The following is an 11,282-nucleotide window of genomic DNA, read 5'->3' as shown; positions in this document are numbered from 1 at the left end:
GGCGCGGGCGGTCGAGGTGCGGGTCGCGGGGTGCCTCGCCGCGGTGGGTGCGGCGTGCGCGCTGGCGGTGACGGCGCCGCTCGCCGGTGGGCAGCCGCTGCGCGCGGCGGCGTACCCCCTGCTGGCGGTGGCCGCGTTGGTCCTGGCTCTCGCCGCCGCGACCAGCCCGGCGCGAACGGCCGCGGCCAGCCGGAGGCCTGCGGCGCAGGCCCCGGTCGGGCGGGTGCTGGACGCCGCCGCGCAGGCGGTGGCGCTGGTGGCGGCCGTGCTCACCGTCGAGGTGGCGCGTCACCTCGCGACCGTCTGCGTGCTCTGGGGGGTCGCCGTGGCGCTGCGGCTGCTGCGCCGGGGTGAGCCGGCCGGACGCCGGTGGGCGTTAGCGGGCATCGCCGCCGGCAGCGAACTGCTCGGGGCCTGGGTGCTGCTGGCCGCCGGCGGGGTGACGGTGCTGGAGGCGTACACCCTGCCGGCCGCGGCGCTGGCCCTCGGCGCGGGCCTGCTGGCGTTGCGGACCAGGCCGGGGCTGACCAGCTGGCCGGCCCTCGGCCCGGGGCTCGTCGCGGTGCTCTTGCCGAGCCTGGCGTCGGTGCTGGCCGGGCCGGAACCGCAGCCGTGGCGGCGACTGCTGCTCGGCGCGGCCGCGCTGGGCGTGGTGCTGGCCGGCGCGGCCCGCCGCTGGCAGGCGCCCGTCGTGCTCGGCGGCGGCGTGCTGGCCCTGCTCGCGCTGCATGAGCTGGCCCGCGGGTGGGACCTGCTGCCCCGGTGGATCTACCTGGCCGTCGGTGGGCTGGCGCTGGTCGGACTGGCCGCCACCTACGAGCGGCGCCGCCGCGACCTGGCCCGTCTGCGGGCCGCCGTGACCAGGCTCGGCTGAGTCGGGGGTAGGGCCCGCCCTACCCCCGATCCGGGGGGTGCCAGGGTTACTCTGCGCGACCAATTCGGCCAGGCTCTGTGGTGAGCCCGGCCACCCGGTACGGGCCCAAGCGGAACGGGAGCAGCGATGGCGCTCGGAGCGGTGGCGGAACCGCCGGTACGACGGCGAGGAAGTGACTACGCACAGTTGTCCCGACGGATCAGCCAGGCGGGTCTGCTCGAGCGGCGCCCCGGCTGGTACGTCACCCGCATCGTGCTCACCCTCGGTGCTTTCGTGGCCGGTTGGGTCGGCGTGTTCCTGCTCGGCGACTCCTGGTGGCAGCTGCCGCTCGCGGCTCTGATGGCGGTGGCCACCACACAGGTCGCCTTCCTCGGGCACGACGCCGGGCACCGCCAGATGTTCCGGCGGCGCGGTCCCAGCGAACTGGTGGGATTGCTCGCCGGCAACGTGGCGGTGGGGATCAGCTACGGCTGGTGGGTCGACAAGCACAACCGGCACCACGCCAACCCGAACCACGAGGACGAGGACCCGGACGTCGGCGCGGGCGCCCTGGTGTGGACGCCCGAGCAGGCGATGGAGACCAGTGGCGTCAACCGCTGGCTGGCCAAGCGGCAGGCGTACTTCTTCTTCCCGATGCTGCTGCTGGAGGGTCTGAACCTGCACGTGGCGAGCATCCGGGCGATCGTCGGCCGGGAGAACGGCCGGTACACGACCCCGATGCGGCACCGGGCGGTCGAGGCGGCGCTGCTCGTCGCGCACACCGTCGGCTACGTGGTTCTGCTGCTGGCGGTCATGTCGCCGGTCAAGGCGCTGCTCTTCGCCGTCGTGCACCAGGCGCTGTGGGGTCTCTACATGGGCTGCGCGTTCGCGCCGAACCACAAGGGCATGCCGATGCCGACCGCCGAGGACGAGCTGGACTTCCTGCGTAAGCAGGTGCTGACCTCCCGCAACGTGCGGGGCAGCCGGCTGGTGGACGCCGCGCTGGGCGGGCTCAACTACCAGATCGAGCACCACCTGTTCCCGAACATGCCCCGGGCCAACCTGCGCCGGGCGCAGCCCATCGTCCGCGCCTACTGCGTCGAGCAGGGCATCTCGTACGCGGAGACCGGGCTGGTCGAGTCGTACCGGCAGGCGCTCGGTCACCTGCACGAGGTGGGCCGGCCGCTGCGCGGCTGAACGGTGGCGCGTCCGGCTCGTCGGACGCGCCACCGGTAGGGTCTGGTCATGGCAGACCTGCTCACCGCGGACGCGGTGCGAGAAGAGCTGGGCGGGTTGTCCGACTGGTCGGGTGACCCGACCGGCATCGGCCGTACCGTCCAGCTCGGCAGTTTCCCGGACGCCATCGCGGTGGTGGACCGGGTGGCGGCGGTGGCCGAGGAGCTCGACCACCATCCCGACATCGACATCCGATGGCGGACCCTGACCTTCCGCTGTGTCACGCACTCGGCCGGCGGGGTCACCCACCGCGACATCGAGCTGGCCCGGCGGATCGACGACATCGTCCGGAGTGCGGCATGAGATTCGAGATCAGCAAGGTTCTGGACGCCATCGAGGGTCGGGTCTGCACGGACCCGTCGCTGGCCCGGGCGGTCCTCGACCTGGCCGAGGTGATCCGCTACCAGGACATCGACGGCGGCCGACCGGCCAGCCTGCTGCGGCTCGGCATGGTCATCGACGCGCTCTCCCGCGAGCTGGAGGAGGACAGCGTCCAGGTGTACGCGGTCGTGCACCGGGCGTTGCTCTCCGACGCGGACCTGACGTCGAACGAGCGGATGGTGGTTCGCCGTTGGGCCGACGACGGGCTCGTCGAGGTCCTCGACAATCCGGGTGACCGGATGTTGGAGGTGGCCGACCTGCTCGGGTTGCCGGTGCTCAGCCGGGTCCGTTTCGACGGGCTGCGCGGGCGGTTCCCGTGGCTGGTCGAGCAGGCCGGTCGGGTGGTCGCTCCGGTGCCCGGCGCGGGTGGGCCGGCGTTCATCGCGCATGTCGGTGGCGGGCACGCCCCGGTCGCCGGCAAGCGTTCGCCGACCGGTGTGAAGCTGCTGGCCCGGCAGTGGCGTTGCCCGGAGTCGGGTTGCGCGCTGTTCGGCGGTGGCGGTGGGGGCGGTGCCTTCGCCGACCTCGCCGGAGGAGCGGACCGCAGCCCGGCCGGGCAGCCACCGCCCGCGCTGCGCAACGGCGTACCGACCTGCCCCCGGCACGGCGTACGTCTCGGTGACGGCGGCCCCCGGCCGCGTACGGAGGTGCTGGCGGTGCGCGTCGGCGGTCTGGTCCGGCGGCGGTTCGTGTTGAGCGAGGAGCAGCCGGTGGTGGCCGGCCGGGCGCCCGAGCAGGACGGCGGGATCATGCTCGGGCAGTGGCTCAACGACGAGGCCCGGCGGTGGATCAGTCGGGGTCACGTCCGCTTCGAGCTGCGGGTCGGCGAGGTCATCGTGACCGACGTGAGCACCAACGGCTCGGGCATCCGGCCGGCCGGTTCGATGGCCGAGGCGGACCGGATCCCCCTGGCGCCGCAGCAGTCCCGGGTGTTGGGCGAGAACGACATGGTGGAGCTGTACCCGGGTGTGCAGATCGGCCGTGCGGAGGAGTTGCCGACCGGCGCACCGTTCACGCCCACCTCGGTGATGGCCGAAGCCCCGACGATGGCCATGCGCCTGCCCCGTCCCTGACGCGAAAGGCGGGCGTCGACGCCGACGCCCGCCTTCTTCGCACGTTCCGGGTCAGCCGGCCAGCACCTCGGCGAGCTGGGCCACCGCCAGGTCGATCTCCTCCTCGGTGATGACCAGCGGAGGGGCGAGGCGGATGGTGGAGCCGTGGGTGTCCTTGGCGAGCACGCCGCGCGCGGCGAGCCGCTCGCACGCCTCCCGGCCGCTCATCAGCGCCGGGTCGATGTCCAGACCGGCCCAGAGGCCACGGACGCGTACGGCGACGAGGCCCTTGCCGACCAATCCTTCCAGGCCGGCGCGCAGGCGCTCGCCCAGCTCGGCCGAGCGGCGCTGGAACTCGCCGGTGGCCAGCAGCCGGACCACCTCGATCGCCACCGCGCACGCGAGGGGGTTTCCGCCGAAGGTGGAGCCGTGCTGGCCGGGCTTGAGCACGCCGAGCACGTCGGCGTTCGCGGCCACCGCGGAGACCGGCACGATGCCGCCGCCGAGGGCCTTGCCCAGCAGGTACATGTCGGGCACGACGCCCTCGTGGTCACAGGCGAAGGTCGCGCCGGTACGCCCCAGACCGGACTGGATCTCGTCGGCGATGAACAGCACGTTCCGGTCGGTGCAGACCTGGCGTACGCCCGGCAGGTAGCCCTCCGGCGGCACCACCACGCCCTGCTCGCCCTGGATCGGCTCCAGCAGCACGGCCACGGTGTTCTCGTCGATCGCGGCGGTCAGCGCGTCGAGGTCGCCGTACGGCACGACAGTGAAGCCGGGGGTGTACGGCCCGAAGTCGGCGCGGGCGTCCTCGTCCGTGGAGAAGCTCACGATGGTCGTGGTCCGGCCGTGGAAGTTGCCCTCGGCGACCACGATGTTGGCCTGCCCGGCGGGCACGCCCTTGACCTGGTAGCCCCACTTGCGGGCCACCTTGATCCCGGTCTCCACGGCCTCGGCGCCGGTGTTCATCGGCAGCACGAGGTCCTTGCCGCACAGCTCGGCCAGTTCCCGGCAGAAGTCGGCGAACTGGTCGTGGATGAACGCCCGGCTGGTCAGCGTCAGCCGGTCCAGTTGGGCGTGCGCGGCGGCGATCAGCTGCGGGTGCCGGTGGCCGAAGTTCAGCGCCGAGTAGCCGGCCAGGCAGTCCAGGTAGCGCTTGCCGTCCACGTCGGTGAGCCACGCGCCCTCGGCGGACGAGATCACCACCGGCAGGGGGTGGTAGTTGTGCGCCGTCCAGCGTTCGGCGTCCCGGACCGCTCCCGGCGTACGCAGGATGTCATCCACGATCACTTGCTTGCCTTTCCCTGACGGAGTCGCAGCGTGCAGCACTTCGGTCCGCCGCCGGCCTTACGCAGTTCGGACAGGTCGACACCGATGGTTTCGTAGCCCCGGTCGCGCAGCTTGGCGGCGAGGTCGGTGGCCTGCTCGGGCAGCACCACGTGCCGGCCGTCGCTCACCGCGTTGAGGCCCAGCACCTCGGCGTCGGCCATGGTGGCGTGCACGGCGTCGGGGAAGAGCCGACGCAGCACGGCCTGGCTGCCGGGGGAGAACGCCTCCGGCAGGTACGCCACGGTCTGCTCGTCGAGGACGGTCAGCGCGGTGTCCAGGTGGTAGAAGCGCGGGTCGACGAGCTGCATGGTGATCACCGGGTAGCCGAAGACCTCCTGCAGCTGGGCGTGCGAGGCGTGCGCGGTGCGGAAGCCGGTGCCGGCCAGCAGGTGGTCACCGGCCAGCAGGACGTCGCCCTCACCTTCGTTGACGTGCTTCGGGTCGTACATCTCGAAGCCGGCGGCCTCGAACCAGGCCCGGTAGGCGGGCGCCTCGTCGGCGCGCTGCGGGTCGCGGAACTGCACGGCCATCGCCTTGCCGTCGATCACGGTGCCGCCGTTGGCGGCGAAGACCATGTCGGGCAGGCCGGGCACCGGAGTGATCTCCTCGACGGTGTGGCCCAGGTCGCGGTACGTCTGGCGCAGCTGCTCCCACTGCCGGACGGCCAGCGCGGCGTCGACCGGCGCGCTCGGGTCCATCCAGGGGTTGATGGCGTAGTCGACGGCGAAGTACGTCGGCCGGCACATCAACAGGCGCTGGCTGGTGGCGTCCATCGTCATTAGTCCTGCTCCCAGGGGTCGGGCGCGCCCGGCCACCGTGGCCCACGGGCTGGCGCCGTTGCTCAACGTTATGCGGCCTCAGCGGCAGGATCCACCACCGAGAGTTGCGCAGACCGAACATTCGTTGCGTCTGAGCGACCGCCGGGAGCGATTCGTTGTGTTCGCGCGTGCCGTACCCCGGAAACACTTCAGGGGCGGCGAACCGCCGCCCCTGAAAGGGTGTCGCCCGGCCGGTGAACCACCGGGTTGTTCGGGCTGCCGGCGAACCGCCGGCGTTTCGCCGGCTCATCACCGGCGAGCGGAACAGTGCCCGCTAGAAACGATCGACAAACTGTGAGTCAAGCCACTCCCGGAAGCGCTGCACCCAGTCGCCGTCGGTGGTCGGCCAGTCGAACTGGCCGGTCATCGCCAGCACACCGAGCACCACCGCGGCCAGACCGATCAGCACACCGAACAACGCATCGGTCTTACCGGCGACGTGCCGGCGGCGGGTCGCCATCAGGCCGAGCACCGAGAGCACCGCGCCGAACGCGCCGAGCCCGATGCCGTACCCGGCCAGGGTGCCGGTCAGCACGAACAGCGCGCCGGCGACCGCGACGATCAGGCCGAGGGTGGCGAGCAGGCTGGCCCGCGGCTTCGGGCCGCGCGTCACCGGCGGCTCCGGCGTGGTCCGGTCCGGGGTCGGGTCGACCGGGCGTTCGGGGGTGACCCGGTCCGCCGTGTCGGTGGGCCGGGTGGCGCGGTCCGTCGTGTCGGTCGGGGTGACCCGGTCCCGGTCGAGGTCGACGTCCCGATCGGCGGTGCGGTCACGCGTCGGGGTCGGGGTGGCGACCGCCCGGGCGTCGCCGTCCGCCGGTCGGGCGGTGGCGGCCCGTGCCACGGCCGCGCGCTCGGCGGCCTGTCGCTCGGCCTCGCTGGCCTGGTCGCCGGTCGCCGTGGTGCTGCGGTACGTCGTCTGGTCGGCGTCCCGGTCGGTCACCACCGGGCGGCCCGCGGTCTCGTCGTCCGTCCGGCCCCCGGTCAGCGTCGTGTCGTTCCGGTCGGTGACCGGGGTGTCGGGGCCGTCCACGCGGCCGTCGAGGTTCTCGTCCCGCGTCGGTGCCGGCTCGGACCGGCGGGACAGCGAAGGAATCCTGACCACTACACACCTCCTGATGAATGCGTGGTGGCCCGACGGAGAGGGTGGCATCCACGCGGTACCGCCTCGAAGTACCCACCTGGGTGTTTCCTGACACCAATTCCGGGTACGGCTGTCGCGTCCACCCCGGACAGGCGCGGGGGCGGGCCGGGCGCTGCTGACTATCCTTGGCACCCGTGCCAGAGGGACACACGATCCACCGCCTGGCGGCCCGGCACGCCGAGCTGTTCGCCGGGGACAAGGTGCACGCCACCAGCCCGCAGGGCCGCTTCGCCGAGGGCGCCGCCCGGCTCTCCGGAAGCGTCCTGGAGGGCACCGAGGCGTACGGCAAGCACCTCCTGCACCACTACGCCGCCGACCTGACCCTGCACGTGCACCTCGGGCTGTACGGCAAGTTCACCGACGGGTCGGGCGAGCCGCCGGACCCGGTCGGCCAGATCCGGCTCCGGCTCGCCAGCGACCGCACCTGGCTGGACCTGCGCGGACCGACGGCGTGCGAGCTGCTCACCCCACCCGAGGTGGTCGCGCTGCGGGACCGCCTCGGGCCGGACCCGCTGCGCGCCGACGCCGACCCGCGGCGGGCGTACGCCCGGATCTCCCGTAGCCCGACGCCCCTCGCCGCGCTGCTGCTGGACCAGTCGGTGGTGGCCGGCACCGGTCTGATCTTCGTGACCGAGGCGCTGTTCCGGGCCGGGCTGCCGCCGACGATGCCCGGCCGGCTGCTGACCCGCGACGGGTGGGACGCGCTCTGGGTCGACCTCGTCGGGCTGATGCGGCTCGCGGCCGAGCACGGTCGGATCGACACCGTGCGCGACGCGCACCTGCCCGAGGCGATGGGCCGCCCGGCCCGCGTGGACCGGCACGGCGGCGAGGTGTACGTCTACCGCCGTCCCGGAGCGCCCTGCCACGTCTGCGGCACCGAGATCAGCCGTGGCGAGCTGGCCGGCCGCAACCTCTACTGGTGCCGTACCTGCCAGGGCGGCTGAGCTGTCAGTCCCCGTCGAGCAGCCAGCGGACCACCTCGATCTGGTGCGGGAACACGACGTCGCCGTCGATGCTCCAGGCGAGCGTCTGCCCGATCGTCCAACCGCGTACCCGCTCCCGGCCCAGCCCCAGGTCGGCGCTCAGCCGGTCGAGCCGGTGCCGGACGGCGGCCGGCGAGTGGCCCAGCTCCGGACCGCGCACCATCGGCACGACCGAGAACTCACGTTCGCCGGTCAGCGGCTTCGGGTCGATCGCCAGCCACGGTTCGCGGTCGGCGGCGAGCACGTTGCCGGCGTGCAGGTCCTGATTGACAAGCACCTGGTCGCCCTGGCTGGGCGCCAGGCCGGTGAGCAGGTCGAGCGCCGCGTCGAGCAGCCGCCGTTCGTACGGCCGGCCGGCCCGCTCCCAGGTGCGGGGCATCCGGTCGATCCAGCCGGCGGCCTCCTCGGCCAACGGGGTGAACGGCGCGCCGGCCGGTCGCCAGAGCCGGGGCAGCAGCCCGGTCACCGCGTCCAACGCCCGGTCCATCGGCAGCTCGTGCAGGGCGGTGCCGGGTTGGCAGCGTTCCACCAGCAGGGCGCGGCGTTCCCTGTCGCGCGCGAGCAGGCGGATCGCCCCGTCGCCGTCCCAGAGGGCCAGCGCGTCGGCCTCGTACCGGCTGTCGTCGTCCGGGTACTGGAGCTTCAGCACCGCCGCCGTGCCGTCCGGCGGCTCGGCGGGCAGAGCGAGGGAGGCGTACGCCTGCTCGAACGGTGGCCCGAGCCGCAGCGACCACTGCTCGGCGCACTCCGCCAGCCACCTCGGGAGGACGGCCAGCCAGTCCCGGCCGGCCGGTGACCGAAGTACCCAGTCGAGCCCCTTGGGTAGATCCATCCGGCCATCCTGGGGCATCCGCCGCGTTGGTGGGGCGCGCGGGAGCGGCCCGGTGTGACGCGAGCGGAGTTGACAGTCAGCCCGCCACCGGAGCAGGGTTGATCAGTGACAACGATGTCAACGGACATAAAGCGTGAATTAGCACCGGGCGGGCCAGCCCGGATGCGCCTTTCCGTTGACAATGTCCCGGCGCGGACGTGATCCGCCGCCGAACCTGGCCGTATGTCCCTTTCCTACCCGACGGTGACCAGCTGAGATGACCGACGTGCCCCGACCCAACGCCGACACGACCCCCGCTCCCGCCGGGTCACCCGCCCTGCCCGATCTGGACGAGTTCCTCGCCGACCAGACCCGGACCCTGCTCGACACGGCCCGCCGCTCGGTGCGGCCCGAGGGCGGCTTCTGGTGGCTGACCGACGACCGCACCCCGGACCGCGGCGAACCGGTCTTCACCTGGATCACCTGCCGGATGACCCACGTGGCCGCCCTCGCCCACCGCAACGGCGACCCGGACGCCGCCGCCCTCGTCGACCACGGGATCGCCGCGCTCACCACACTGCTGCGCGACGAGCGGTACGGCGGCTGGTTCAGCGCCGTGGACCAGCAGGGCGTACCCGTCGACGACCGCAAGGCCGGCTACGACCACGCGTTCGTCCTGCTCGCCGCATCCAGCGCCGCGCGCGCCGGCCGACCCGGCGCGGACCGGTTGCTCGCCGACGCGCAGGCAGTGGTGCGGGACCGGTTCTGGGACGCCGACACCGGCTCGGTCCGTGAGTCGTGGAACCGGGACTGGACGGTCACCGAGGACTACCGCGGCGCCAACAGCAGCATGCACATGGTCGAGGCGTTCCTCGCCGCTGCCGCCGCCACCGGCGACGCGAGCTGGACCGACCGGGCCCTGCGCATCGCCGACCACCTGGTGCACGGCGAAGCCGCCCGGCACGACTGGCGGCTGCCCGAGCACTACACCGCCGACTGGACGCCGCTGCCCGACTACAACCGGGACCAGCCCGCCGACCCGTTCCGGCCGTACGGCTCCACGATCGGCCACTGGCTCGAATGGGCTCGACTGCTGCTCGAACTGGAGGCGGTTCTGCCGCAGCCGCCCCGCTGGCTGCTGGACGACGCCCGTGCACTGTTCGCCGCCTCGGTGCGACGCGGCTGGGCGGTCGACGGCGCCGACGGGTTCGTCTACACGATCGACTGGGACGACCGGCCGGTGGTACGCGCCCGGATGCACTGGGTGCTCGCCGAGGCGGTCGGCGCGGCGGCCACCCTGCACCGGCGTACCGGCGACGAGGTCTACGCCGACTGGTACCGGGTCTTCTGGGCGTACGCTTGCCAGCACCTCGTCGACGGCACCGGATGGCGGCACGAACTGGACCCGGGGAACCGGCCCGCCGACACCGTCTGGCACGGCCGGCCGGACGTCTACCACGCGTACCAGGCCGTGCTGCTGTCCCGCTCGGCCGACGGTCTCGGCGGCCCCGGCCCGCTCGCCCCGGGCGAGGTGGCCGCGTGATCGTGGTAGCGGGGGAGGCGCTGATCGACCTGGTGGTCACTGCCGAGGGGGAGCGGGCGGTGCCCGGCGGCTCCCCGGCGAACGTGGCGGTCACCCTGGCCCGGCTCGACGAGTCGGTACGGCTGCTGGCCCGGATCGGCACCGACGAGTACGGCCTGCAGCTCACCGAGTACCTGAGCGCCAACCGGGTCGACCTGGGGTGGGCGGCCCGCGCCGAGGAGCCCACCTCGGTGGCGGTGGCCACCCTGGACGCCGTCGGCCAGGCCAGCTACGAGTTCCGGCTGGCCGGCTCGGCGGACTGGCAGTGGACGCCGCGCGAGCTGCCCGAGCTGGCCGGATCACCGGCGATCGCCCTGCACACCGGGTCGCTCGCGCTCGCGCTGGCCCCCGGCGCGCAGGTGCTGGAAGGCCTGCTCGCCAGCGAACACCGCCGGGACGGGCTGACCGTCTCCATCGACCTCAACCTGCGTCCGAGCATCGTCACGGACCGGGCGGCCGAGCAGGAGAGGGTACGGCGGCAGGTACGCCTCGCGCACCTGGTCAAGGCCAGCGACGAGGACCTGGCCTGGCTCCACCCGGACCGGACGCTCGCCGACGTGATGACCGAGTGGCGCGCGGCCGGAGTGTCCTGCGCGGTGGTGACCCGGGGTGGGGACGGTGCCGTCCTGCTCGCCCCGGACGGCTCGCTGCACGAGCAGCCGGCGGTACGCACCACTGTGGTCGACACCGTCGGCGCCGGTGACTCGTTCACCGGCGGTCTGCTGGCCGCGCTGGCCGACCTCGACGCGCTCGGTGACCGCCCGGCCGAGCGGCTGGCCGCGGTGAGCGCTCAGCAGTGGGCAGAGGTGCTCCGGCAGGCGGCGACGGTGGCGGCGCTGACCTGCGGCCGGCGGGGTGCCGACCCGCCCCGCCGCGCCGAGGTGGAGGCCCTCCTCACTCCCGCAAGCTAACCCCCTTTGCTCTGCACCCGCGGATGCGACGGCTACGGTCCGCGACCGGCGCACATCGGGGTGCAGAGCAAAGGGGAGTAGGGGTTGGCTGCCTTGCCTGCGGGGCGAAGACGCGCTGCTCAACGCTCGCGGTGACGGCACCGGGCGGGGTGGGGCGGGATCAGGACAGGCCTCGGGGGAGCAGG

11 protein-coding genes are annotated in these 11,282 nt (G+C 73.4%); 7 read left to right on the top strand and 4 right to left on the bottom strand.

Annotated elements, in window-relative coordinates:
- The 4 genes from FHG89_RS30245 to FHG89_RS30230 form a co-directional block, all read left to right on the top strand.
- The coding region (locus FHG89_RS30245) for an SCO7613 C-terminal domain-containing membrane protein (protein WP_425280244.1) at window positions 1-874 on the top strand (874 nt) is incomplete at its 5' end.
- A gap of 126 nt (window positions 875-1,000) precedes the next feature.
- On the top strand, window positions 1,001-2,050 hold the full coding sequence (locus FHG89_RS30240) for a fatty acid desaturase family protein (RefSeq protein ID WP_139587796.1): 1,050 nt from the start codon (window positions 1,001-1,003) through the stop codon (window positions 2,048-2,050).
- A gap of 48 nt (window positions 2,051-2,098) precedes the next feature.
- A complete protein-coding gene (locus tag FHG89_RS30235) occupies window positions 2,099-2,392 on the top strand; it encodes a 4a-hydroxytetrahydrobiopterin dehydratase (protein ID WP_139587795.1) in 294 nt (97 codons plus the stop codon).
- Complete coding sequence (locus tag FHG89_RS30230; protein WP_139587794.1) at window positions 2,389-3,543, top strand: FHA domain-containing protein; 1,155 nt, start codon at window positions 2,389-2,391, stop codon at window positions 3,541-3,543. Before FHG89_RS30235 ends, FHG89_RS30230 begins: the two co-directional genes overlap by 4 nt.
- Window positions 3,544-3,594: 51 nt before the next feature.
- On the opposite strand, the gene rocD is transcribed toward FHG89_RS30230, so the two are convergent.
- From rocD to FHG89_RS30215, 3 genes are all read right to left on the bottom strand, one after another.
- Window positions 3,595-4,809 carry an ornithine--oxo-acid transaminase gene (gene rocD, locus FHG89_RS30225; protein ID WP_208761162.1) on the bottom strand — a complete coding sequence of 405 codons (1,215 nt, stop codon included), beginning with the start codon at window positions 4,807-4,809 and terminating at the stop codon, window positions 3,595-3,597.
- Window positions 4,809-5,624 carry a dimethylargininase gene (gene ddaH / locus FHG89_RS30220; protein WP_208761161.1) on the bottom strand — a complete coding sequence of 272 codons (816 nt, stop codon included), beginning with the start codon at window positions 5,622-5,624 and terminating at the stop codon, window positions 4,809-4,811. The genes rocD and ddaH overlap by 1 nt, the downstream gene beginning before the upstream one ends.
- A gap of 319 nt (window positions 5,625-5,943) precedes the next feature.
- Window positions 5,944-6,771: a DMT family transporter gene (locus FHG89_RS30215; protein ID WP_244295997.1), complete on the bottom strand. Its 828-nt coding sequence runs from the start codon at window positions 6,769-6,771 to the stop codon at window positions 5,944-5,946.
- Window positions 6,772-6,944: 173 nt separating this feature from the next.
- On the opposite strand from FHG89_RS30215, the gene FHG89_RS30210 reads away from it, so the two are divergent.
- Window positions 6,945-7,754 carry an Fpg/Nei family DNA glycosylase gene (locus FHG89_RS30210; RefSeq protein ID WP_139587791.1) on the top strand — a complete coding sequence of 270 codons (810 nt, stop codon included), beginning with the start codon at window positions 6,945-6,947 and terminating at the stop codon, window positions 7,752-7,754.
- A 4-nt stretch (window positions 7,755-7,758) separates the two neighbouring features.
- On the opposite strand, the gene FHG89_RS30205 is transcribed toward FHG89_RS30210, so the two are convergent.
- Window positions 7,759-8,625 carry an aminoglycoside phosphotransferase family protein gene (locus FHG89_RS30205; RefSeq protein WP_139587790.1) on the bottom strand — a complete coding sequence of 289 codons (867 nt, stop codon included), beginning with the start codon at window positions 8,623-8,625 and terminating at the stop codon, window positions 7,759-7,761.
- A gap of 256 nt (window positions 8,626-8,881) precedes the next feature.
- On the opposite strand from FHG89_RS30205, the gene FHG89_RS30200 reads away from it, so the two are divergent.
- Window positions 8,882-10,147: an AGE family epimerase/isomerase gene (locus tag FHG89_RS30200; protein WP_139587789.1), complete on the top strand. Its 1,266-nt coding sequence runs from the start codon at window positions 8,882-8,884 to the stop codon at window positions 10,145-10,147.
- Window positions 10,144-11,097, top strand: coding sequence for a carbohydrate kinase family protein (locus FHG89_RS30195; RefSeq protein WP_139587788.1), 954 nt, complete (start codon window positions 10,144-10,146; stop codon window positions 11,095-11,097). Before FHG89_RS30200 ends, FHG89_RS30195 begins: the two co-directional genes overlap by 4 nt.
- Window positions 11,098-11,282 lie beyond the last annotated feature (185 nt).

Origin of the sequence: Micromonospora orduensis (assembly GCF_006228125.1) — a bacterium.
In the GTDB taxonomy this organism is placed as follows: domain Bacteria; phylum Actinomycetota; class Actinomycetes; order Mycobacteriales; family Micromonosporaceae; genus Micromonospora; species Micromonospora orduensis.
The sequence above is the reverse complement of the archived record's forward strand: the minus strand, read 5'-3'. Positions and strand labels throughout refer to the sequence as shown.